The sequence below is a fragment of the Nonomuraea sp. NPDC049649 genome, from assembly GCF_040675175.1.
Lineage (GTDB): Bacteria > Actinomycetota > Actinomycetes > Streptosporangiales > Streptosporangiaceae > Nonomuraea.
Genome location: NZ_JBFAOH010000011.1, coordinates 137102 through 159694, shown reverse-complemented (window position 1 = coordinate 159694; position 22593 = coordinate 137102). Strand labels below are relative to the sequence as shown.

The 22593-nt window shown below is 70.0% G+C and carries 21 protein-coding genes and 1 tRNA gene; 19 read left to right on the top strand and 3 right to left on the bottom strand.

Translation table 11 applies throughout. From position 1 onward, the window contains the following. Positions 1–139: 139 nt before the first annotated feature. From AB0J42_RS17360 to araA, 12 genes are all read left to right on the top strand, one after another. Positions 140–1123 (top strand): LacI family DNA-binding transcriptional regulator, encoded by a 984-nt coding sequence (locus AB0J42_RS17360; RefSeq protein ID WP_364295247.1) that lies wholly within the window; start codon positions 140–142, stop codon positions 1121–1123. Between the two features lie 73 nt (positions 1124–1196). After that, entirely contained in the window at positions 1197–2195 is a 999-nt protein-coding gene (locus tag AB0J42_RS17355; RefSeq protein ID WP_364295089.1) for an ABC transporter substrate-binding protein, read from the top strand. Positions 2196–2253: 58 nt separating this feature from the next. Next, on the top strand, positions 2254–3762 hold the full coding sequence (locus AB0J42_RS17350; protein ID WP_364295086.1) for a sugar ABC transporter ATP-binding protein: 1509 nt from the start codon (positions 2254–2256) through the stop codon (positions 3760–3762). Beyond that, a complete protein-coding gene (locus tag AB0J42_RS17345) occupies positions 3762–4775 on the top strand; it encodes an ABC transporter permease (RefSeq protein ID WP_364295083.1) in 1014 nt (337 codons plus the stop codon). The genes AB0J42_RS17350 and AB0J42_RS17345 overlap by 1 nt, the downstream gene beginning before the upstream one ends. Next, a complete protein-coding gene (gene yjfF, locus AB0J42_RS17340; protein ID WP_364295080.1) occupies positions 4772–5758 on the top strand; it encodes a galactofuranose ABC transporter, permease protein YjfF in 987 nt (328 codons plus the stop codon). The genes AB0J42_RS17345 and yjfF overlap by 4 nt, the downstream gene beginning before the upstream one ends. Before the next feature lie 197 nt (positions 5759–5955). Then, positions 5956–7068 carry a multiple monosaccharide ABC transporter substrate-binding protein gene (gene chvE, locus AB0J42_RS17335; protein WP_364295077.1) on the top strand — a complete coding sequence of 371 codons (1113 nt, stop codon included), beginning with the start codon at positions 5956–5958 and terminating at the stop codon, positions 7066–7068. 59 nt (positions 7069–7127) lie between these two features. Beyond that, on the top strand, positions 7128–8669 hold the full coding sequence (mmsA, locus tag AB0J42_RS17330; RefSeq protein WP_364295074.1) for a multiple monosaccharide ABC transporter ATP-binding protein: 1542 nt from the start codon (positions 7128–7130) through the stop codon (positions 8667–8669). A gap of 6 nt (positions 8670–8675) precedes the next feature. After that, entirely contained in the window at positions 8676–9938 is a 1263-nt protein-coding gene (mmsB, locus tag AB0J42_RS17325; RefSeq protein ID WP_364295071.1) for a multiple monosaccharide ABC transporter permease, read from the top strand. Between the two features lie 82 nt (positions 9939–10020). After that, positions 10021–11013 (top strand): LacI family DNA-binding transcriptional regulator, encoded by a 993-nt coding sequence (locus AB0J42_RS17320; RefSeq protein ID WP_364295244.1) that lies wholly within the window; start codon positions 10021–10023, stop codon positions 11011–11013. 6 nt (positions 11014–11019) lie between these two features. Beyond that, the gene (gene araB, locus AB0J42_RS17315) at positions 11020–12729 is read left to right on the top strand and encodes a ribulokinase (RefSeq protein ID WP_364295068.1); all 1710 of its coding nucleotides are present in this window, start codon (positions 11020–11022) and stop codon (positions 12727–12729) included. Further along, a complete protein-coding gene (locus AB0J42_RS17310; RefSeq protein WP_364295065.1) occupies positions 12726–13373 on the top strand; it encodes an L-ribulose-5-phosphate 4-epimerase in 648 nt (215 codons plus the stop codon). The genes araB and AB0J42_RS17310 overlap by 4 nt, the downstream gene beginning before the upstream one ends. After that, complete coding sequence (araA, locus tag AB0J42_RS17305; RefSeq protein WP_364295062.1) at positions 13370–14824, top strand: L-arabinose isomerase; 1455 nt, start codon at positions 13370–13372, stop codon at positions 14822–14824. Before AB0J42_RS17310 ends, araA begins: the two co-directional genes overlap by 4 nt. 45 nt (positions 14825–14869) lie before the next feature. Here the strand turns inward: araA and AB0J42_RS17300 are convergent, their stop codons facing one another. Then, a complete protein-coding gene (locus AB0J42_RS17300) occupies positions 14870–16249 on the bottom strand; it encodes a DHA2 family efflux MFS transporter permease subunit (protein ID WP_364295059.1) in 1380 nt (459 codons plus the stop codon). Positions 16250–16318: 69 nt separating this feature from the next. On the opposite strand from AB0J42_RS17300, the gene AB0J42_RS17295 reads away from it, so the two are divergent. The 6 genes from AB0J42_RS17295 to AB0J42_RS17270 all read left to right on the top strand — a co-directional run bounded on the left by AB0J42_RS17295 (position 16319) and on the right by AB0J42_RS17270 (position 20702). Further along, positions 16319–16963 (top strand): TetR/AcrR family transcriptional regulator, encoded by a 645-nt coding sequence (locus AB0J42_RS17295; protein ID WP_364295057.1) that lies wholly within the window; start codon positions 16319–16321, stop codon positions 16961–16963. A 212-nt stretch (positions 16964–17175) separates the two neighbouring features. Next, on the top strand, positions 17176–17391 hold the full coding sequence (locus AB0J42_RS17290) for a hypothetical protein (RefSeq protein WP_364295054.1): 216 nt from the start codon (positions 17176–17178) through the stop codon (positions 17389–17391). After that, positions 17301–18464 carry an MFS transporter gene (locus tag AB0J42_RS17285; protein WP_364295241.1) on the top strand — a complete coding sequence of 388 codons (1164 nt, stop codon included), beginning with the start codon at positions 17301–17303 and terminating at the stop codon, positions 18462–18464. Before AB0J42_RS17290 ends, AB0J42_RS17285 begins: the two co-directional genes overlap by 91 nt. Positions 18465–18683: 219 nt before the next feature. Next, positions 18684–19181 (top strand): GNAT family N-acetyltransferase, encoded by a 498-nt coding sequence (locus AB0J42_RS17280; RefSeq protein WP_364295051.1) that lies wholly within the window; start codon positions 18684–18686, stop codon positions 19179–19181. A 584-nt stretch (positions 19182–19765) separates the two neighbouring features. Next, positions 19766–20245, top strand: coding sequence for a hypothetical protein (locus AB0J42_RS17275; RefSeq protein WP_364295048.1), 480 nt, complete (start codon positions 19766–19768; stop codon positions 20243–20245). A gap of 19 nt (positions 20246–20264) precedes the next feature. Continuing rightward, the gene (locus AB0J42_RS17270) at positions 20265–20702 is read left to right on the top strand and encodes a hypothetical protein (protein ID WP_364295045.1); all 438 of its coding nucleotides are present in this window, start codon (positions 20265–20267) and stop codon (positions 20700–20702) included. 92 nt (positions 20703–20794) lie between these two features. Here the strand turns inward: AB0J42_RS17270 and AB0J42_RS17265 are convergent, their stop codons facing one another. Then, positions 20795–21814, bottom strand: a complete 1020-nt coding sequence (locus AB0J42_RS17265; protein WP_364295042.1) for a hypothetical protein — start codon at positions 21812–21814, stop codon at positions 20795–20797. 104 nt (positions 21815–21918) lie between these two features. On the opposite strand from AB0J42_RS17265, the gene AB0J42_RS17260 reads away from it, so the two are divergent. Next, positions 21919–22056: a hypothetical protein gene (locus AB0J42_RS17260; protein WP_364295039.1), complete on the top strand. Its 138-nt coding sequence runs from the start codon at positions 21919–21921 to the stop codon at positions 22054–22056. 418 nt (positions 22057–22474) lie between these two features. Here AB0J42_RS17260 and AB0J42_RS17255 read toward each other — a convergent pair. Beyond that, positions 22475–22547: transfer RNA gene (locus AB0J42_RS17255), tRNA-Ala, on the bottom strand. Positions 22548–22593: the final 46 nt, after the last annotated feature.

Sequence of the window (22593 nt, the reverse complement as noted above, 5' to 3'; positions counted from 1 at the left end):
CAGCTCGTCAAGAGTCCGGCGCGTGACGCGACCGTAATCGAACCGGTCCTTGACGGACCGCCTTGTTAACGTTCACAGTCGTGCCAAGCCCGAAAGGAGCACGGCCGTGGGAGCTGACCGTGGACGCCGCCCGCCGGTGATGGCGGACGTGGCCCGAGAGGCCGGCGTCTCCCACCAGACGGTCTCGCGCGTTCTGAACGACCACCCCAATGTGCGGACCGAGACCCGGATGCGGGTGCTGGAGGCGATCGACAAGCTGGGCTACCGCCGCAACCTCGTCGCCCGCGCGCTGGTCACCAAGAACTCCCGGACGCTGGGCGTGGTCAGCTTCGACACCACGCTCTACGGCCCGGCCAGCACGGTGTACGGCATCGAGCAGGCGGCCAGGGCGGCCGGTTACTTCATCAGCATCGTCAGCCTCAAGTCCATCGACCGGGTCCGCGTCCGCGACGCCCTCGACTACCTGGCCGACCAGGGCGTCGACGGCATCGTGGTGGTCGCGCCGCAGCGGTCGGCCGCCCGCGCGCTGGTCGACCTGCCGCTGGACATCCCGGTGGTCGCGGTCGAGGGCGGCGAGGCCGGCGAGGTGCCGGTCGTCTGCGTGGACCAGGTCGAGGGCGGCCGGATGGCCACCCGGCACCTGCTGGACCTGGGCCACGAGACGGTCTGGCACGTGCGCGGGCCCGGCGACTGGCTGGAGGCCGAGGGCCGGGCCGCCGGCTGGCGGTCCGTGCTGGAGAAGGCCGGCCGGGAGGTCCCCGAGCCGCTGGCGGGCGACTGGAGCCCGCGCTCCGGCTACGAGGCCGGGCAGAGCCTGGCCAGAATGAGCGGCGTCACCGCGGTCTTCGTGGCCAACGACCAGATGGCGCTGGGCGTGCTGCGGGCCTTCATCGAGAAGGGGGTGCGGGTGCCCGGCGACGTGAGCCTCGTCGGTTTCGACGACATCCCGGAGTCGGCGTACTTCTCGCCCCCGCTCACCACCATCAGACAGGACTTCGGCGCGGTCGGACGGCAGAGCATCGGGGTGCTGCTCCGGCAGATCGAGAACGGCGGGCCACTGGCGAGCGAGCGGCTCGTGGTCCCGCCCACCTTCGTCCACCGAGCCAGCACGGCCGGGCCCTGAGCCCGGCCGCCGTCAGGAAGGCGCTCGCACATCCCCCGTGTTAGCGTTCACAACAAGAAAGGACACCCCCCACGTGTTGAAGAGAATTGCGATGCTCGTCGTCGCCGGTATGGCGGCGGCGACACTGGCCGCCTGCGGCTCCCAGGGCGGCAGCGATTCCGTGGACGCAGGCGCTCCCGGAGGCGGTGGCGACGACGCGATCGTCATGGGCTTCTCGCAGGTCGGCGCCGAGAGCGGCTGGCGCACCGCGAACACCAAGTCCATCGAGGAGGCCGCCAAGGAGGCGGGCATCACCCTGCGGTTCTCCGACGCCCAGCAGAAGCAGGAGAACCAGATCAAGGCGATCCGGTCGTACATCCAGCAGAAGGTGGACGTCATCGCCTTCTCGCCGGTCGTCGAGTCCGGCTGGGACACCGTGCTCAAGGAGGCCAAGGACGCGAACATCCCGGTCATCCTGACCGACCGGGCCGTGGACTCGGCGGACACCAGCCTCTACCGGACCTTCCTCGGCTCGGACTTCGTCGAGGAGGGCAAGAAGGCCGGCCAGTGGCTGGTCGAGGAGTACAAGGACAGCACCGACACCGTCAACATCGTCGAGCTGCAGGGCACCACCGGCTCGGCCCCGGCCAACGACCGCAAGGCGGGCTTCGCCGAGGTCATCGGCGCGGATTCGAAGTTCAAGATCATCGCCTCGCAGACCGGCGACTTCACCCGGGCCAAGGGCAAGGAGGTCATGGAGGCCTTCCTGAAGGCCCACCCGGACATCGACGTGCTCTACGCCCACAACGACGACATGGGCCTGGGCGCGATCGAGGCCATCGAGGGCGCGGGCAAGGTGCCCGGCCAGGACATCAAGATCATCACTGTGGACGCCGTCAAGGACGGGATGCAGGCCCTCGCCGACGGGAAGATCAACTTCATCGTGGAGTGCTCCCCGCTGCTTGGCCCCCAGCTGATGGACCTGGCCAAGAAGGTCGTCGCGGGGGAGAGCGTCCCCGAGCGCGTCGTCACCGAGGAGACCACGTTCACGCAGGAGCAGGCCAAGGAGGCCCTGCCCAGCCGGCAGTACTGACCGCTGACGACCGGGCCGGCCGCGCGGCCGGCCCGGTCGGGAAGGGAGGGGGCGCCACATGGACGCACCCGCGCCGGTCCTGCGGATGAGCGGGATCGGCAAACAGTTCCCGGGCGTGCGCGCCCTCGACCGCGTGGACCTGCGCCTGCTGCCAGGCGAGGTCCACGCGCTCATGGGCGAGAACGGCGCGGGCAAGTCCACCCTGATCAAGGTGCTGACCGGCGTGCACAGCGTGGACGAGGGCGCCATCGAGCTGGACGGCAGACCGGTGGCCTTCGGCAGCCCGCTGGAGGCCCGGCAGGCCGGGATCAGCACCGTCTACCAGGAGGTCAACCTCTGCACGAACCTGTCGGTGGCCGAGAACATCCTCATCGGCCGCGAGCCGCGCCGCTTCGGCCGCATCGACTGGAAGCGGATGCGGGCCCGCGCCCGTGACCTCCTGGCCCGGCTGGAGCTCGACCTCGACGTCTCCGCGCCGCTCTCGTCGTACTCGCTGGCCATCCAGCAGATGGTGGCCATCGCCCGCGCGCTCGACGTCGAGGCCCGCGTGCTCATCCTGGACGAGCCCACCTCCAGCCTCGACGCCGACGAGGTGGGCCAGCTCTTCCGGGTGATGCGCAGGCTCAAGGACGAGGGCATCGCCATCCTGTTCGTCACCCACTTCCTGGACCAGGTGTACGAGATCACCGACCGGATGACGATCCTGCGCAACGGGCGGCTGGTGGGGGAGTACCTCACCAGCGAGCTCAGCCAGGTCGAGCTGGTCGCCAAGATGATCGGCCAGGAGCTGGAGGCGCTCGACAAGCTGCACGGTGAGGCGGGCAGCGTCGCCGAGCCGCTGGTCGAGGCGCGCGGGCTGGGCCGGCCGGGCGCCATCGAGCCGTTCACGCTGACCATCCACGAAGGCCAGGTGGTCGGGCTCGCCGGGCTGCTCGGGTCCGGGCGCACCGAGGTCGCCCGGCTGCTGTTCGGCGCCGACCACGCCGGCGGCGGGCAGGTCGCCATCAAGGGCGAACCCGTCTCGCTGCGCACCCCCCGGGCCGCGATGAACCACAAGATCGCGTTCTGCTCGGAGAACCGCAAGCGCGACGGCCTGATCGAGGACCTCACCGTCCGCGAGAACATCATCCTCGCCTTGCAGGCCACCCGCGGCTGGGCCAGGCCGGTGCCGCGCGAGCAGCAGGACGAGCTGGTCGGCAAGTACGTCAAGGCGCTGCGGATCAGCCCGCCCGACCCGGAGATCCCGGTGCGCAACCTCAGCGGCGGCAACCAGCAGAAGGTGCTGCTGGCCCGCTGGCTGATCCTGGAGCCGCGGCTGCTCATCCTGGACGAGCCCACCCGCGGCATCGACGTGGGCGCCAAGACCGAGATCCAGCGGCTCGTCGCCGAGCTGTCCGGCGGCGGCGTGGCGGTGCTGTTCATCTCCGCCGAACTGGAGGAGGTGCTGCGGCTCAGCCACAAGGTCGCGGTGCTGCGCGACCGCCGCCTGATCGCCGAGCTGCCCAACGACGACGACCTCACCAAGGACGTGATCATGGAGACCATCGCGAGCGGAGGGCGGACCTGATGCGCCGTCTGCTCTGGCCGATCCTCGCTCTGGCCCTGCTGTTGCTGGTCAACCTGATCTTCACGCCCGGCTTCTTCTCCATCCAGCTCCGCGAGGGCCACCTGTACGGGAGCCTCATCGACATCCTGCGGTTCGGCGCGCCGCTGATCCTGGTGTCGCTGGGCATGACGCTGGTCATCGCGACCGGCGGCATCGATCTGTCGGTCGGCTCGATCGTGGCCATCGCCGGGGCGCTCGCCTGCCTGCTCATCGACCAGGAGCAGGGCGTGCTGGTGGCCGTGGTGCTGGCGCTGGGGCTGTCCATGCTGCTCGGCGCCTGGAACGGGTTCCTGGTCGCGGCGGTCGGCATCCAGCCGATCATCGCCACGCTGATCCTCATGGTGGCCGGGCGCGGCCTGGCCCAGCTCATCACCGGCGGCCAGATCATCACCGTCAACGAGCCCGGCTACAAGCTCATCGGCGGCGGCTACCTGCTGACCGTGCCGTTCGGCGTGCTCATCGTGCTCGCCGTGCTGGCCATCACCGCGTTCCTCACGCGGCGGCTGGCGCTCGGCGTGCTCATCGAGTCGGTCGGCGGCAACGCCGAGGCGAGCCGGCTGGCCGGCATCCGGTCGCGCGGGATCATCATCATGGTCTACGCGTTCGCCGCCCTCTGCGCGGGCGTGGCCGGGCTGATGATCAGCTCGAACGTGTCCAGCGCCGACGGCAACAACGCCGGCCTCTGGATCGAGCTGGACGCCATCCTCGCCGTGGTGATCGGCGGCACCTCGCTGGCGGGCGGCCGGTTCTCGCTCGGCGGCACGGTGATCGGTGCCCTGATCATCCAGACGCTCACCACCACGATCTACTCCGTCGGCGTGCCGCCGGAGACCACGCTGCTGTTCAAGGCGCTGGTGGTGACCGCGGTCTGCCTGATCCAGTCGCAGGCCTTCCGTGACAAGGTGTTCCACCGCCGCGGGCGGCCCGCGCCGCCCCGCCCGGTGGCCGAGGAGAAGGTACGGGTGAGCACATGACCACGCTCAGCCTGGGCGGTGGCCGGACGATCCCCGCCAAGTACGTGCCGGTGCTGGTGACGGCCTGCCTGTTCGTCGCCATGTTCGTGGCGGGCGGGATCCGCTATGACGGCTTCGCCACCGGGCAGATCGTGCTCAACGTCTTCATCGACAACGCCTTCCTGCTGGTGGTGGCCGTCGGGATGACGTTCGTGATCCTGACCGGGGGCATCGACCTGTCGGTGGGCTCGGTGGTGGCGCTGTCCACGATGATCGCGGCGAGCCTGATGTCCGGGCCGGGCTGGCCGCCGTACGTGGTGGTGCCGCTGGTGCTGCTCGTCGGCTCGGGCCTGGGCCTGGTGATGGGCTACCTGATCCACGCCTTCGACATCCAGCCGTTCATCGTCACGCTGGCCGGGATGTTCCTGGCCAGGGGGCTCTGCTACACGATCGGCACCGAGTCGATCCCGATCACCGACCCGACGTTCACCGCGTTCGCGCAGACCAGGATCGACCTGTTCGGCGATCTGTGGATCTCGCCGAGCGTGGTGATCGCGGCGGTGGTGGTGCTGGCCGCCGCGTACGTGCTGCACTACACGCGGCTGGGCCGCGCGGTGTACGCGACCGGCGGCAGCGAGCAGTCGGCGCTGCTCATGGGCCTGCCGGTGGGCCGGACGAAGGTGGCGGTCTACACGATCTCCGGCTTCTGCTCGGCGCTCGGCGGCCTGGTGCTGTCGTTCTACATGCTCTCCGGGTACGGGCTGCACGCGGTCGGCATGGAGCTGGACGCGATCGCGGCGGTCGTCATCGGCGGCACCCTGCTCACCGGGGGGAGCGGCTTCCTCTTCGGCACGGTGCTGGGCGTGCTGGTGCTCGGCCTGATCCAGACGATCCTCAGTTTCGAGGGCACGCTGAGTTCCTGGTGGACCAAGATCGTCATCGGCCTCCTGCTGTTCGTCTTCATCCTGCTGCAGCGCCTGTTCTCGGCCCGGACGCGCCCCTGACCTGCGAGGAGTGACCATGTGAACGTTATCGGGAGGTTACGCTCAGGCGTTGACATGGTGGTTGTTAGCGATAACAATCACCAGGCGGACTACGAGAGTTTTGTTCCGGTTCATCCCCCGTTGGTGTGAACCGTACCGCTCATGGGCAGCCAAGGCGTTCCGCGCTGCCGTGATCATTCAGGCAAGGAGAAACAACGATGAGGTTGGGACGGATCGGGGGCGCGGTCGCCGCGATCGCGCTCGCCGCCACCATGACGGCCTGCGGCTCCAGCGAGAAGACCGTCGACGCCGAGGCGTCCGGAGCGGACGGCAGCGCCGGAGCGCTCGTCGGCGTGACCATGCCGACGAAGTCGTCGGAGCGGTGGATCCACGACGGTGACAACGTCAAGAAGCAGCTGGAAGAGCTCGGCTACCAGGTCGACCTGCAGTACGCCGAGAACGACATCCCCACCCAGGCCAACCAGATCGAGAACCAGATCACCAAGGGCGCCAAGCTCCTGATCGTGGCCTCGATCGACGGCACCGCGCTCACTTCCCAGCTCCAGCAGGCCGCCGACAACGACATCCCGGTCATCTCCTATGACCGGCTGATCCGCAACAGCCCGAACGTCGACTACTACGCCACCTTCGACAACTTCAAGGTCGGCGTCCAGCAGGCCACCTCCCTGCTGGAGGGCCTCGGCGTGGACAAGGGCGAGAAGGGCCCGTTCAACATCGAGCTGTTCGGCGGCTCCCCCGACGACAACAACGCCACGTTCTTCTGGAACGGCGCCATGTCCGTCCTCCAGCCGAAGATCGACGACGGCACGCTCGTGGTCAAGAGCGGCCAGACCGACTTCAAGACCGCCGCGATCCTGCGCTGGGACCCGGCCACCGCGCAGCGCCGCATGGAGGACATCCTCACCAAGACCTACACCGGTGACACCAAGGTCGACGGCGTCCTCTCCCCGTACGACGGCCTGTCCATCGGCATCCTGTCGGCGCTCAAGAGCAGCGGCTACGGCACCAGCGGCCAGCCCTACCCGATCGTGACCGGCCAGGACGCCGAGCTCGCCTCCGTCAAGTCGATCATCGCCGGCGAGCAGTACTCGACGATCTTCAAGGACACCCGCAAGCTCGCCGAGGTCACCGTCAAGATGGCCGACGCCGTGCTCAAGGGCGAGAAGCCCGAGGTGAACAACGAGACCGACTACGACAACGGTAACAAGGTCGTGCCCTCGTACCTGCTCGAGCCCGTGATCGTGGACAAGAGCAACTACGAAGAGGTCATCATCGGCGGCAACTACTACACCGAGGACCAGCTCAAGTAGGGACCAGCGCCCCGGGGGACGGCCCGTCCCCCGGGGCCCCCGACCGAGGGGCACGACACATGACCGACCACATTCTGCGGATGACCGGGATCACCAAGACGTTCCCCGGCGTCAAGGCGCTGCAGGACGTCAACCTGTCCGTGCGGCGCGGTGAGATCCACGCCATCTGCGGCGAGAACGGCGCCGGCAAGTCGACGCTGATGAAGGTGCTCTCCGGCGTCTACCCGCACGGCACGTACGAGGGCGAGATCCACTTCGACGGGCAGCGCTGCGCCTTCGGCGGCATCCGCGACAGCGAGCGCTCCGGCATCGTCATCATCCACCAGGAGCTCGCGCTCAGCCCGCAGCTGTCGATCGCGGAGAACATCTTCCTCGGCAACGAGCGCGCCAAGCGCGGCCTCATCGACTGGAACCGCACCAACTACGAGGCCGGCCTGCTGATGGAGCGGGTGGGCCTGCGGGAGAACCCGACCACCGTCGTCTCCGACGTCGGCGTCGGCAAGCAGCAGCTCGTGGAGATCGCCAAGGCGCTGTCGAAGGAGGTGAAGCTGCTCATCCTCGACGAGCCGACCGCGGCCCTCAACGACGACGACTCCGCGCACCTGCTCAACCTGCTGCGCGGGCTGCGCGACCAGGGCATCACCTGCGTGATCATCTCGCACAAGCTGAACGAGGTCATCGACATCGCCGACTCCGTCACGATCATCCGCGACGGGCGCACGATCGAGACGCTCGACATGGCCACCGACGAGGTGACCGAGGACCGGATCATCTCCGGGATGGTCGGCCGGGCCCTCGACAACCGCTTCCCCCCGCACGAGCCGAACATCGGCGAAGAGGCGCTGCGCATCGAGGACTGGACCGTCTACAGCCCCACCCAGCCCGGCCGCAAGGTCGTCGACGGCGCCTCGCTCACGCTGCGCCGGGGCGAGATCGTGGGACTGGCCGGGCTCATGGGCGCCGGCCGCACCGAGCTGGCCATGAGCGTCTTCGGCCGCACCTACGGGGTGAACATCTCGGGCAAGATCTACAAGGACGGCCGGCCCATCGAGATCCGCAACGTCCAGGACGCGATCAAGCACGGCCTCGCCTACGCCACCGAGGACCGCAAGCGCTACGGGCTCAACCTCATCGAGGACATCAAGCGCAACGTCTCCGCCGCCGGCCTGAGCGGGCTCGCGCGGCGCGGCTGGGTGAACGAGCACGAGGAGTACGCGGTCGCCGAGCGCTTCCACAAGAGCATGAACATCAAGGCCCCCAGCGTGTCGAGCGTCGTCGGCAAGCTGAGCGGCGGCAACCAGCAGAAGGTCGTGCTCTCCAAGTGGATCTTCACCGAGCCCGACGTGCTCATCCTCGACGAGCCGACCCGGGGCATCGACGTCGGCGCCAAGTACGAGATCTACACGATCATCAACCGCCTGGCCGACGAGGGCAAGGCGGTGCTCGTGATCTCCTCGGAGCTGCCCGAGCTGCTGGGCCTCTGCGACCGCGTCTACACGCTCTCCGAGGGGCGGATCACCGGTGAACTGCCGCGGCGGGAAGCCACGCAGGAACGCCTCATGCAACTGATGACCCATTCCACGACCACGGGACAGGAGTAGCTCCACATGAGCAGCACCACGCCCGCCGCCGTCAAGGCCGGCGCCAAGGGCGGCGGACCGGAAGAGCCCAAGCGGCCCGGCCGCGTCTCTCTGGGCGGAATGTCGCTCAACCTGCGGTCGAGCGGCATCTACATCGCCTTCGCGCTGATCGTCGTGCTCTTCTCGATCCTCACCGACGGCGCTCTCCTCACACCGCAGAACATCTCGAACATCATCGTTCAGAACTCCTACATCCTGATCCTCGCCATCGGGATGATCCTGGTCATCATCGCCGGGCACATCGACCTGTCGGTCGGCTCGGTGGTGGCGGTCACCGGCGCCATCGCGGCCGTGCTCATGGTCAACATGGGCGTGGCATGGCCGCTGGCCCTGCTGATCACGGTCGCGGCCGGCGCCGCCATCGGCGCCTGGCAGGGCTACTGGGTGGCCTACTTCGGCATCCCGGCGTTCATCGTCACGCTGGCCGGCATGCTGCTGTTCCGCGCGCTCACCCTGACCGTCCTCGGCAACCAGGGCATCGGCCCGTTCCCCGACCAGGTCCGCACCCTGGCCAACGGGTTCACCAGCGGCTACCTCGGCAACATCGGCCTCGGCCCGCTCGGCGGCGCCGACCTGTTCAGCCTCCTGGTGGCGCTGGTCGCCATCGCCGGCATGGTCGCCTCGCAGTGGCGCAGCCGCGCCGCCCGGGCGGGCTACGGCCAGTCCGTCGAGCCGATCGCGGTCTTCGCGCTCAAGATGGTCGCCGCGTCCGCGCTCATCCTCTTCCTGGTCGTGCAGCTCGCCCGGTTCAAGAACCTGCCGTGGGTGCTGGTGCTCCTCGCGGTGCTGGTGCTGGGCTACTCGCTGCTGGCCAACAAGACCGTGTTCGGCCGGCAGATCTACGCCATCGGCGGCAACCTCCAGGCCGCCGTCATGTCCGGGGTCAAGGTCAAGAAGGTCGTCTTCTGGATCTTCGTCAACATGGGCGTGCTGGCCTCCATCGCCGGCATCATCTTCGCCGGCCGGCTCAACCAGGCGGGCCCCACCGCGGGCAACATGTTCGAGCTGGACGCCATCGCCGCGGCCTTCATCGGCGGCGCCGCCGTCCAGGGCGGCGTCGGCAAGGTGGTCGGAGCCGTCACCGGCGGCCTGATCATGGCCGTGATCAACAACGGCATGTCCCTCATCGGCTCGCCCAGCGAGCGGGTCATGCTCGTCAAGGGGCTGGTGCTGCTGGCCGCCGTCGCCTTCGACGTGTGGACCAAGCGCCGCGCGGGCGCCGCCGCCTGAGCATCGCCGAGAGTCGTCCGTACGAGTCGTCCGTACGAAAGGAGAGATCGTGGGAGCGTCACCCAAGCGCCGGCCACCGGTGATGGCCGACGTGGCCAGGGAGGCCGGCGTGTCGCACCAGACGGTCTCCCGGGTGCTCAACGATCATCCGAACGTGCGGCCCGACACCCGGGCCCGGGTGGAGGCGGCGATCAGCAGGCTGGGCTACCGCCGTAACCTGGCCGCCCGCGCGCTGGTCACCAAGCGGTCGCGGATGCTCGGCGTGGTGAGCTTCGACACCACCCTCTACGGGCCCGCCAGCACGATCTACGGGATCGAGCAGGCGGCCCGGACGGCCGGCTACTTCGTCAGCATCGTGAGCCTGAAGACGCTCGACGTCGACAGCGTCCGCGGCGCCATCGACTACCTGTCCGAGCAGGGCGTGGACGGGATCGTGGTGGTGGCGCCGCGGCGCTCGGCGGGCCCGGCGCTGGAGAGCCTGCCGTCGGGCACGCCCGCGGTGGCGGTCGAGGGCACCCAGCGGGGCGACGTCTCGGTGGTCTGCATCGACCAGGCCGAGGGCGCCCGGCTCGCCACCCGGCACCTGCTGGAGCTGGGCCACCGGACCGTCCACCACGTGACCGGCCCGCCCGACTGGCTGGAGACCGAGGGGCGGCTGGAAGGCTGGCGGTCGGTGCTGGAGGAGGCGGGCCGGCCGGTGCCCGAGCCGCTGCGCGGCGACTGGAGCCCGCGCGCCGGCTACGAGGCCGGCCGGATCCTGGCCGCGATGGACGGCGTCACCGCCGTCTTCGCGGCCAACGACCAGATGGCGCTGGGCGTGCTGCGCGCGCTCTCGGAGGAAGGAGTGAAGGTACCCGACCAGATCAGCGTCGTGGGCTTCGACGACATCCCCGAGTCGGCGTTCTTCTCGCCCCCGCTCACCACGGTCAGGCAGGACTTCGACCAGGTGGGCAGGCACTGCATCGAGGTGCTGCTCCGGCAGCTCGACGCGGGGGCGGACACGTGCGAGCGACTTGTCGTGCCGCCCGGGTTCGTCGTCAGGTCCAGCACGGCCGCCGCTGCGCGGGTGCCGTGATAATGCATGCAAGGCCTCCGTACGCATCCCCTGGAGATCAGTGTGAACGCTAACAAATTCGTGGTCGGAGTGGACTTCGGCACGCTGTCCGGGCGTGCCGTCGTCGTCCGCGTGTCCGACGGCGCCGAACTGGGCAGCGCCGTCCACGAGTACGCGCACGGCGTCATCGAGCGCGAGCTGCCCGGCTCCGGCCTGAAGCTCGGCCCCGACTGGGCCCTGCAAGCGCCGCAGGACTGGATCGACGTGCTGCGCGAGGCCGTGCCCGCCGCCCTCGCCGCCGCCGGAGTCCAGGCCGGCGACGTGATCGGCATCGGCACCGACTTCACCGCCTGCACCGTACTGCCCGCCACCGCCGACGGCACCCCCCTCTGCGCCCAGACCCCCGAGCGGCCGCACGCCTGGCCCAAGCTGTGGAAGCACCACGCCGCCCAGCCGCACGCCGACCGGATCAACGAGCTGGCGGCCCGGCGCGGCGAGCGCTGGCTGCCCCGCTACGGCGGCAAGATCTCCTCCGAGTGGCAGTTCGCCAAGGCGCTGCAGGTCCTGGAGGAGGACCCCGAGACCTACGCCCGGGCCGAGCGGTGGATCGAGGCCGCCGACTGGATCATCTGGCAGCTCACCGGGGTGGAGAGCCGCAACATCTGCACCGCCGGCTACAAGGGGATTTTTCAGGATGAGGCCTACCCGTCCGAGGAGTTCCTGGCCGAGCTGAACCCCGGCTTCGCCGGCTTCACCGCCAAGCTCGCCACCGGCCAGGTCGGCGAGAAGATCGGCGGCGTCACCCTCGCCCCCCTCGGCGGCCTGGCCGGCACCCTCACCGCCGAGGCCGCCGCCTGGACCGGCCTGCCCGAAGGCATCGCCGTCGCCGTCGGCAACGTCGACGCGCACGTCACCGCGGCCGCCGCCGACGCCGTCAGGCCCGGCCAGATGGTCGCCATCATGGGCACCTCCACCTGCCACATCATGCCCAGCGACCAGCTCGCCGAGGTGCCCGGCATGTGCGGCGTGGTCCGCGACGGCATCGTCCCCGGCCTGTGGGGGTACGAGGCCGGCCAGTCCGCGGTCGGCGACATCTTCGCCTGGTACGCCGACTCCCACTTCCCCGCCGAGTACGCCGAGGCCGCCGCCGCCCTCGGCATGAACGCCCACGAATACCTCACCTCGCTCGCCGAGAAGCAGGCGGTGGGCGAGCACGGCCTGGTCGCCCTCGACTGGTTCGGCGGCAACCGCTCCGTGCTCGTCGACCACAACCTGTCCGGCGTCATCGTCGGCCAGACCCTCGCCACCCGGCCCGAGGACGTCTACCGGGCGCTCATCGAGTCCACCGCCTTCGGCGCACGCATGATCGTCGAGACCTTCGAACGGGCCGGCGTCCCGGTCGGGGAGTTCGTCGTCGCCGGCGGCCTGCTGAAGAACAGCTTCCTCATGCAGGTCTACGCCGACGTGCTGCGCCGCCCCCTCTCCGCCATCGGCTCCGACCAGGGCCCCGCCCTCGGCTCGGCCATCCACGCCGCCGTCGCCGCCGGCGCCTACCCCGACATCGAGCGGGCCGCCGCCGCCATGGGCAAGCGCACCCAGGCCGCGTACGTGCCCGACCAGGCCAGAGCCGACGCCTACGACCGCCTCTACGCCGAATACCAGAACCTCCACGACCACTTCGGAGACGGACGCATGCTGCACACCCTGCGCGCCATCAGGAACGAGGCCGCCTCATGAGAACCCAGGTCGCGACCCTCCACGCGGAACTGGTCCGCTACAACCTCGTCGCCTGGACGGCCGGGAACATCTCCGGCCGCATCCCCGGCGAGGACCTCTTCGTCATCAAGCCCTCCGGCGTCGCCTACGACGAACTGACCCCGGAGAACATGGTCGTCTGCGACCTCGACGGCAACCTCGTCGAAGGCGACCACGCCCCCTCCAGCGACACCGCCGCCCACGCTTACGTCTACCGCCACATGCCCGAGGTCGGCGGCGTCGTGCACACCCACTCCACCTACGCCTCCGCCTGGGCGGCCCGCGGCGAGCCCATCCCGTGCGTGCTCACCGCGATGGCCGACGAGTTCGGCGGCGAGATCCCGGTGGGGCCGTTCGCGCTGATCGGCGACGACTCCATCGGCCAGGGCATCGTCGCCACCCTCGAGGGGCACCGCTCACCCGCCGTCCTCATGCAGAACCACGGCGTCTTCACCATCGGCAAGGACCCCAAGGCCGCCGTCAAGGCCGCCGTGATGTGCGAGGACGTCGCCCGTACCGTCCACGTCGCCCGGCAGCTCGGCGAACCCCTGCCGATCAAGCCGGAGCACATCGACCACCTCTACGACCGCTACCAGAACGTCTACGGACAGAGGAGCCCGCGTTGAACATCTGGTTTCTGACCGGCAGCCAAGGGCTGTACGGGGAGGACACGCTGCGGCAGGTGGCCGAGCAGTCGCAGCGCATCGCCGGGGCGCTGCCGATGCCCGTGGTGTGGAAGCCGGTCCTGACGGACGCCGCCGCCATCCGGCGGATCATGCTGGAGGCCAACGCCGACGACACCTGCGCCGGCGTCATCGCCTGGATGCACACGTTCTCCCCGGCCAAGATGTGGATCGCCGGGCTGGACGCGCTCCGCAAGCCGCTGCTCCACCTGCACACGCAGGCCAACCAGGAGCTGCCGTGGGCGACCATCGACATGGACTTCATGAACCTCAACCAGGCCGCCCACGGCGACCGTGAGTTCGGGTACGCCCAGACCCGGCTCGGCGTGGCCCGCAAGACCGTGGCCGGGCACGTCAGCGACCCGGCCGTGGCCGAGCGCGTGCTCGCCTGGGTGCGCGCCGCCACCGGCCTGGCCGAGCTGCGGACCCTCAAGCTGGCCCGGTTCGGCGACAACATGCGCGACGTCGCCGTCACCGAGGGCGACAAGGTGGAGGCCCAGCTCCGCTTCGGCGTCTCCGTCAACACCTACGGCGTCAACGACCTGGTCGAGGCCGTCGACGCCGCCGCCGACTCCGACGTGGACGAACTGGTCAAGGAGTACGAGGAGCTCTACCGGGTGGCGCCCGAGCTGCTCGGCGAACGGCGCGAGTCGCTGCGCTACGCGGCCCGGATCGAGCTGGGCCTGCGCCACTTCCTCGAGGGCGGCGGCTTCAAGGCCTTCACCACCAACTTCGAGGACCTCGGCGGGCTGCGCCAGCTCCCCGGCCTGGCCGTGCAGCGGCTCATGGCCGACGGCTACGGCTTCGGCGGCGAAGGCGACTGGAAGACGTCGGTGCTGCTGCGCACCCTCAAGGCGATGGCGCCCGGCGGCACCTCGTTCATGGAGGACTACACCTACCACCTGACGCCCGGCGAAGAACTCATCCTCGGCGCGCACATGCTCGAAGTGTGCCCGACCATCGCCTCCGGGACGCCGTCGTGCGAGATCCACCCGCTCGGCATCGGCAACCGCGAGGACCCCGTCCGGCTGGTGTTCGACGCCGCACCGGGGCCGGCGGTCGTCGTCGGCCTGGCGGACATGGGCGACCGGTTCCGGCTGGTCGCCAACGAGATCGACGTCGTGGCGCCGCCGCAGCCGCTGCCGCGCCTCCCGGTCGCCCGCGCCGTCTGGCGGCCCCGCCCGAACCTGCGCACCTCGGCCGAGTCCTGGCTCACCGCGGGCGCCCCCCACCACACGGTGCTCACCACCGCCGTCGGGGTCGAGGAACTGACGGACCTGTCGGAGATGCTCGGCGTCGAACTCCTCGTCATCGACGCCGACACCACCCCGCGCCAGTTCGCCAAGGAGATCCGCTGGAACCAGGCGTACTACCGCCTGGCCCAGGGTCTCTGACCCGGCCGTCCCGGTGGCCGCCCGCCGGCCACCGGGACCCGCCTTTCAACCCACCCTGTCTTCTGAGACCGCCCGCGCCTCCGGAGCCGGGCGGCCGGGCAACAGTGGCGCCGCCGCCAGGATCACCGCGACCATCGCCAGGGCGAACCAGAAGACACCGCGCAACCCGCCCACCGGATCGCCCGCCCTCTGCACGATCAGCGTGACCACCGCGATGCCCAGCGCCGCGCCGAGCTGGTTCAGCATGTACAGCACCGCGCTGCCCTGCGGGATCAGCGGCGCGGGCAGCAGCCGGTAGAGCGAGCCCATCGTCGGAGCGCCGACGGAGCCCAGCCCGAGCCCCATGACACAGCCCGCCAGCACCGGCCACCCCACCCCCGTCCCGGGACCGACCTGCGTGAAGGCGACCCCGCCCAGCGCCGCCACCACCGCGCCGCCCAGCGCCAGGCCCCGCGCGCCGAGCCGGTCCGACAGCCGCCCGGCCAGCGGCATCGCCACCGCCGCGCCCGCGCCCACCGGCGCCACCAGCATCCCGGCGGCCAGCTCGCCCACTCCGTGCACCTGCCGGAAGAACAGCGGCAGCGCGAACAGGGTGGCGAACGTGGCCAGCCCGACCAGCCCCATGACCACCACGGCCGCGCTGAACGAGCGCCGGGCGAACAGCCGCGGATCGATCAGCGGCTCCCCCCGCCGCGCGTGCAGACCGTACCCCGCCAGCAGCGCCACCCCCGCCGCCAGCGGCACGAGCACCGGCCACGCCCCGAACGCGGCCTGCTCGGCCGCCTGCGACAGCGCCAGCACCAGCGCCGCGAACCCCGGCGCGAGCAGCGCCAGGCCGATCATGTCCAGTCGCGCCCGCCGCCCGTCCGGCGGATCGTCCGGGACCACCCGCAGCGCCAGCGCGTAGGCCACCACCCCGACCGGCACGTTCAGCAGGAACATCCACCGCCAGGAGAACGCCTCCAGCAGCGCCCCGCCGGCCAGGGGCCCGAGCACCGGGCCCAGCGAGAGCACCACCCCCATCAGCCCCATCACCCGCCCGGCCCGCCGCGGCCCGGCCGCGCGGGCGAGCAGTACGAGCACCAGCGGATCCAGCACACCCGTGCCCAGCCCCTGAACCACCCGGAAGCCGACGAGGCTGCCCGCGTCCCAGGCCGATCCCGCGCCGAGCGACCCGGCGAGGAACACCAGCAGCCCGGACAGCCACAGCCGCCGGGCGCCGAACCGGTCGACCGCCCAGGAGGTGACCGGGATGGCGGCGGTCACCGCCAGCAGGAACCCGGTCGACATCCAGCCGGCCGCGCTGAGCGACGTGCCGAAAGCGGCGGCGAGGGTGTCGATCCCGACGGCGACCATCGTGCTGTTGAGGATGCCGAGCATCCCGCCCAGCAGGACCACTCCGACTAACCGGGAAAGTGAACTCATAGGTTCAACTTAACGTACTGATCCGTAAGACTGAACTGGCGAGTTCAGTAGCCACGTAGGATGGCGCCCATGCCCACCCCTCGCGGCCGCATCGACAAACGGCAGGCCATCCTCGACGCGGCGATCACCGTGTTCGCCCGGCGCGGCTACGACCAGGCCTGCGTCCAGGAAATCGCCGACGAGGCCCGGGTCGCCAAACCCACCGTCTACAACCACCTCACCGATAAGGCCACCCTGTTCCGCGAGGCCATGACCGCCGCCGCCCGCACCGCCATCGGGCGTCACCTGGCCACCCTCGACCGCCTCACCGACCCCGGCGACGACCTCCAGCCCGTCCTGCGGGAGGTGGCGCTCGACCTGCTCCGCTGCCACTGCGACGAACGCGCCCGCGCCGTCCGCCGCCTCCTCTCGGCCGAGGCGGCCCGCTTCCCGGACCTGCTCTCTCTCGTACACGGCCCCTCCGGCCACCGCGTCACCGAAGCCCTCGCCGACCGCCTGGCCCGCCTCGCCCTCGCCGGCCGCCTGCGCCCGGCCGACCCCTCGGTGGCGGCCGAGCAACTCCTCGCCCTGCTCACCGGCCCCGCCGACCTGCGCTGGCCCTTGGTCGCCCCGCCGGACGACGACCTCGCCGGGATCGCCGACGCCGCTGTGGACACCTTCCTCCGCGCGTACGGTGTGGGCACGGAAAAACCCGGCCCCCATGGAGCCGGGTGATAAGCGCCCTTTAGTTCGGCGTGCTGCCGAGGACGGCCAGGATCTGCTTCAGATGAGACTCCATGCGATCCAGCCGGGCGAGCACGGGTTTCCGCGTTGTCGTGGGTGTCCCTGCCGAGGCTAGGCAGCGCAGAGTGCTGGCTGCCGTATCGCTCGGGGCGGAGTGTGGACGGGCAAGTCCGACCACCCCGAGTGAAGGAGAAGGCAGGGCGATGACTGTGGGGATCGAGGGCGCGGACATCGAGGAGCGGCCGGCCGGTCATCGGAGGGCTGCGTTGGTCGCGCTCAGCGTCGGCGGGTTCGGGATCGGGCTGACCGAGTTCGTCGCGCCGCCGACCTGTTCGGACGCAGGCGGCTCTTCCTGGCCGGCGTCGTCCTGCTCGGCGTCTCCTCACTCGCCGGCGGGCTCGCCCAGGAACCGGCCCTGATGCTGGCCGCCCGCGCCGGCCAGGGCATCGCCACCGTCATGGTCACCCCGGCCGCGCTGTCGCTGATGACCACGATGTTCCCGGAAGGCCCGGCCCGCTCCCGGGCACTCGGCCTCAACGGCGCCCTCATGGCCGCGGGATTCACCACGGGAGCCGTGCTGGGCGGCGTCCTCACCGGCACGGTGAGCTGGCGGTGGGCGTTCTTCATCAACGTCGTCATCGCCGCCGCCGTGCTCGCCGTCGCCCCGTTCGTGCTGCGCGAGCCACCCGCCGGACGCAGACCGAAGCTCGACGCCCTCGGCGCGATCACCGTCACCCTGGCCCTGGCCGCCCTCGTGCTCGGCATCGACACCGCCGGCCACAGCGGCTGGACCCGCGTCGGGGCCTGGGGGCCGATCCTGGCGGCGATCGTCCTGTTCGCGGTCTTCTGGGGCGTCGAGTCCCGGGTCGTGGCACCCCTCATCGCGCCGGCCCTGCTCAAACGGCGCAACGTCGCCTGGGGCAACATCGCCGGGCTGCTGGCCTTCGCGACCGAGACTTCGCTGGTGTTCCTGCTGACCCTCTATCTGCAGGAGATCCTCGGCTACACCGCGGTGGCCGCCGGGCTGATCCTCGCCGTCCTCGGGGCCGGGACCGTCCTCGGCGGCCTGGTCGCACCGAAGATCATCGGCAGGGTCGGCGCGAAGGCCGCGATCGTCGCCGGGTTCGTCGTTCAGGCTGCCGCCACCTTTCCCCTCGCCTTCGCCGGTGACAGCCGCGGCTGGCTCGTGCCTCTGCTGATCGTCACCTTCGCCGGCGGTGTGGCGAACCTCGTCGCGATCGTCGGCTACACCGTGACGTCCACCGCGGGCGTCCCGGGCGAGCAGCAGGGACTGGCCACCGGGCTGGTCACGATGAGCCAGCAGGTCGGCATCACCCTCGGCACCCCCGTCATGTCCGCGCTGGCCACGGGCTGGGCGGCCACGACGCTGCTGCCCGGGCTCCGCTTCGCGATCGGCGTCAACGCCGCCGCCGCCGTTGTGGCGGGGCTGCTCGTCGCCTGCTTCCTGCGCGTTCCCAAGGCTTCCGCGTGAACGGCTCCTTTGTACGGAGACGCTCCACGAGGCTTCCCTGTGAACGGCTCCTTGTACGGAGACCCTCTACTTGGGCGGCTTCGCCTGGAGGCGCTCACTACCGGCTTCAGACCGGTCGGGACAAGCCCCCTGTCGGGCAGCGGAAAACTGGCTGGCCGACGGCCTCGGCCCCGTGGAAGACTCCAGCGCGTGAACCCATACAGCGGTGGCGGCCGTCGTGTGAGCGCCGGTCGGATCGAGGCCGACCGGCTCACGCTGGCGCCTCTCACGGTGGAGGACGCCGACGACATGGTGGACGTCCTCGCCGGTGAGAACCTGTACGCCTTCATCGGGGGAGGGCCGCCGGACCTGGATGCCCTGCGGTCGCGGTATGCCCGGATGGTCATGGGGCACTCTCCGGACGGCCGGCAGGACTGGCTCAATTGGATCCTGCGGCGCAGGCACGACGGCCAGGCGGTGGGCACCGTCCAGGCGACCGTCACCGACGGGCGGGCCGAGATCGCATGGGTGGTGGGGACGGCCTGGCAGGGGCGCGGATATGCCTCGGAAGCCGCCGGGGCGATGGCCGAATGGCTGCGCGGCCAGGGGATCGGTATCGTCCAGGCCCACATCCACCCTGGTCATCAGGCATCCATGAAGGTAGCCGCCAGGATCGGTCTACGGCCTACGGATCTCGTCAAGGACGGCGAGCGCATGTGGCAGTGGGAGCGGGACTGAAGCTGCTCAGCCTCGGTTGCCGACTTGGATTTCCCGCCGCCGTAGCCCTTGTGGCCCCCGGATGTGTGCCCGGTCTTTCAAAGGGCTTCGCCCTCCGAGGCGCTACGCGCCTTTCCAGCTCAGGCGTTCTCCCAGTCGGGCCTCCGGCCCGACCCCTGGCGGTCCTCGCTCCGCTCGGGCTGTTTTGATGATGCGCTTCGCCGCTCCGAAGGGCAGTGGCGTCCGCGCTCTATCGTGGAGAATTCGATGATCCTCAAATAGTTAACCGTGCACGGCGGAAATCGAGGGCCTGAATCCGGTCGCGGCGGGAGACCAAGGCGGTGGGCGGTCGCGGACGTCATCGGCTGATCAGGCTTCGAAACTGAAACAAAATAGGAGGTTGTCGGAGGCATCGAACATCAACCTAAAAGCTTCTGTTAGTTCGGGCACGCTGGAGTGTGTGGATTCGCAACGGGACAAGCCTCGGGTGCGGCTCTGGCGTCGGGCGGCTCATCAGCGTGGCTACTTCACCGCTGCCCAGGCTCTTGAGGACGGCTACACCTATCAGTCGCAGTACTTCCACGTACAGCGCGGCAACTGGATCCGTGTCGATCGCGGCATTTATCGCTTTCAGGAGTTCATCGACCTTCCGAGTGAAGAGCATGATCTCGTCCGGTGGGCGCTGTGGAGTCAGGGGCTCGCGGTGGTGTCCCACGCCCACCGCACTCGCTGTCCACGATCTCGGTATCGCCAATCCCGCCGAGATCCACCTGACGGTTCCGCCCGGGTTTCGCCGGCGGCATCCGGCGCTGGCTCTCCACATGGCAGAGCTCACGGATGATCAGCTCGAAGAGCGAGAGGGATTCCGGGTGACGAAACCCGTCCGCGCCATCGCGGAGACCGCCGCCGACGGCACCGGCCAAGACCTGATCGACTCCGCTGTCGCCGAACTGCTGGATCGCGGTGCCGCCACGAAGAACCAACTGCTGAGGGCCGCGCAGCAAGCAGGTCTCCGCGCTGAACTGGCCGTGGAGCGGGCCCTACGCGCGGAGCATGCCCAGGTGCGATCAATGCGGCTCGGTTGATTGCCTCGGAGAAGCCGACGTGCGTGAGATCCGGTATGCCGATGTGCGTCAGATCCGCTACGCCGATGTGCGTGAAATCCGGCTTGGAGTGAATGCGGCATGGATGTGGGCCGCGACCGCTACCGTGGGGCCGGTCAATTGTCATGCCTTCAGTCAGGAGAGGCCCATGTCGCCCCGAACCCTCCGGAAGAGAGCCGTATTAGCCGGTTGTGCCCTGCTTGCTCTGTCCGCCTGTGGTGCCCCCGCTGTCTCGTCTTCCGAGATCTGCGGTGAGGCGCGCCCGCTGCTCGCGCTGGTCGCCAACAGCGGGCCGGAAGGGTACGCGGCCCAGGTGGACAAGTGGCGCAAGGTCCTCGATATGGCGAAGGATGCTGAGGACCCAGCGCTTGCCGAGTTCGCCCGCCTGGCCGATGAACGGTCACGCAACGCCGGGAACTACTATTCGCCCCTCAACTAGATCATGCGGGTTTCGTGCGGAGGCGTGGAGCCCAACATGGACAAAGCCTGACGCCCGAACGCTTCTGAGGTCGAGGAGGCCGGTCTCCCTGATCAGCCAGTGAGCGCGTCGTGGAAGGCGCCGGCCTCGGCATGGTCCGGCCACCGCGCCTGCAACTCCTCGTCCAGTGCCTGCAACTCGCTCCGGATACGCGCCGAACCCGTGCGGACCGCGACTTCGAGCGCCTCATGGCCGAGGTGGGCGGCCCGGGCGGGGTCCTCCTCGGACTGGGCGACGGCGACCGCGAGCTTCGCGGTCAGATGACCGCGATCCCGCGTCACACTGGCCGGCAGTCTGGCGATCTGCTCGGTGAGGATGCGTGCGGCGACGTCGGCCCGGCCGATGGCCCGGTAGCAGGCCGCCGACTGCTCCCGCAGCGCGTCCAGGTCATAGTGGTGCAGGTAGACCGGCACGTCCGGGCGCGTCACGTGCGGGTGGGCGCGCAGGAGTTCGGCCGCGTCGTCGAGCAGGGCGAACGCCTGTCGGTGCTGTCCGAGCCCGGCCAGCCCGCGTGCCTGCTGCTGGGCGGCCAGCGCGGCCAGTTTCGGCTCCAGTTCGGCCGGGCGACGGCGGGCGGCGGCCGCGAACTGCACGACGGCGGCGTGATCACCCGTGAGGCAGGCGATGTTCGACTGACGCACCAGCATGTAGGCGGCCAGGTGGGTGTCGCCCGCGCAGGCGGCCCACTCGGCGGCCCGGCGGGTCCAGGCCATCGCGTCGCCGAGGTCGCCCAGATCCTGGTGGAGCCAGCCCGCCATCTCGCCGTACTGGGCGAGAACCTGCAGCAGCGGATCGGTGTACGTGGTCGCGGCGCACCGGCGCAGGTCGTCGAGGACTTCGATCTGCGCCAGCACCGGCCGCAGCAGTGACCTCGGGCCGAGCATCTTGTCGGCGGAGTAGTGCTCGGACAGCACCCGGCGGAAGTAGCCGATCACTTCCCCGTCGACACGAGAGGGCCGTTCGATCGCACCGGCCACCCGCCGGACCTCGTCGGTGTCGGTGACGCCGGGCGCGAGCGCGGACAGCGCGCCGGAGGCGAGCAGTTGAGCGAAGGCCCGTCGGGAAATCGTCACCTGCACCATCCTCCCATCCGGGGTACGCATGTCCAGGATGACTACTGACGACCACGGGCGACGAGACGTTCATAGAGGTCTGGGACCGCGACCCCGATCCGCCGGTGCCGCGCGAGGGGGCCGACTGTTTCGACGAGGGCGGGCGCGGGCTGCTCATCGTGGACAGCGTGGCGAAGTCCTGGGGCTGGCGGCGTCCGGGCAGCGTCGGCAAGATCGTCTGGTGTCAGCTCTCCGCCGTCTGACCCGCCTGGCGTGCTCGGCCACCTTCCAGATCGAGCCCTCGGCCAGTTCGCTGTCGCCGCAGAGTACCCAGACGCGGTAAGGATGCGGCTATCTGAAACCGCCCTAGATGTGATCTTTCGGCCCGCCTTTCGGGTGGCTTTCTGGCCCGCCTTACGAGGTGGCCTTCCGACCCGCCTTACGAGGTGGCCTTCCGACCCGCCCTACAAGGCGGCCTTCCCGAACCGCCCTACGACGCGGCGCGAGCGGATCATGAGGCAGCCCGAGCGAAGCGAGGACCTTCAGGGGTCGGGCCGGCGGCCCGACTGGAAGAACGCCTGAGCTGGAAAGGCGCGGAGCGCTGGAGGGCGAAGCCCTTTGCGCCGGAGGCGCGGACGATAGCGGAAGCTCAACTGTGCCGCTGTGGCCATTGAATCTAGGTGGAGCTATGGGGATTCGAACCCCAGACCTCTTCCATGCCATGGAAGCGCGCTACCAACTGCGCCATAGCCCCTCGCATCGCTGCGTGCCCCAGTGTATCGGACCTCCCGACCTCTCTC

Coding starts and splice junctions, on each gene's coding strand:
- AB0J42_RS17345 (WP_364295083.1), top strand. CDS start 3,762: ATGCGCCGTCTGCTCTGGCCGATCCTCGCTCTGGCCCTGCTGTTGCTG.
- mmsA (WP_364295074.1), top strand. CDS start 7,128: ATGACCGACCACATTCTGCGGATGACCGGGATCACCAAGACGTTCCCC.
- AB0J42_RS17295 (WP_364295057.1), top strand. CDS start 16,319: ATGCCCACCCCTCGCGGCCGCATCGACAAACGGCAGGCCATCCTCGAC.
- chvE (WP_364295077.1), top strand. CDS start 5,956: ATGAGGTTGGGACGGATCGGGGGCGCGGTCGCCGCGATCGCGCTCGCC.
- araB (WP_364295068.1), top strand. CDS start 11,020: ATGCAAGGCCTCCGTACGCATCCCCTGGAGATCAGTGTGAACGCTAAC.
- AB0J42_RS17300 (WP_364295059.1), bottom strand. CDS start 16,249: ATGAGTTCACTTTCCCGGTTAGTCGGAGTGGTCCTGCTGGGCGGGATG.
- AB0J42_RS17360 (WP_364295247.1), top strand. CDS start 140: ATGGCGGACGTGGCCCGAGAGGCCGGCGTCTCCCACCAGACGGTCTCG.
- yjfF (WP_364295080.1), top strand. CDS start 4,772: ATGACCACGCTCAGCCTGGGCGGTGGCCGGACGATCCCCGCCAAGTAC.
- AB0J42_RS17350 (WP_364295086.1), top strand. CDS start 2,254: ATGGACGCACCCGCGCCGGTCCTGCGGATGAGCGGGATCGGCAAACAG.
- AB0J42_RS17290 (WP_364295054.1), top strand. CDS start 17,176: ATGACTGTGGGGATCGAGGGCGCGGACATCGAGGAGCGGCCGGCCGGT.
- mmsB (WP_364295071.1), top strand. CDS start 8,676: ATGAGCAGCACCACGCCCGCCGCCGTCAAGGCCGGCGCCAAGGGCGGC.
- AB0J42_RS17320 (WP_364295244.1), top strand. CDS start 10,021: ATGGCCGACGTGGCCAGGGAGGCCGGCGTGTCGCACCAGACGGTCTCC.
- AB0J42_RS17310 (WP_364295065.1), top strand. CDS start 12,726: ATGAGAACCCAGGTCGCGACCCTCCACGCGGAACTGGTCCGCTACAAC.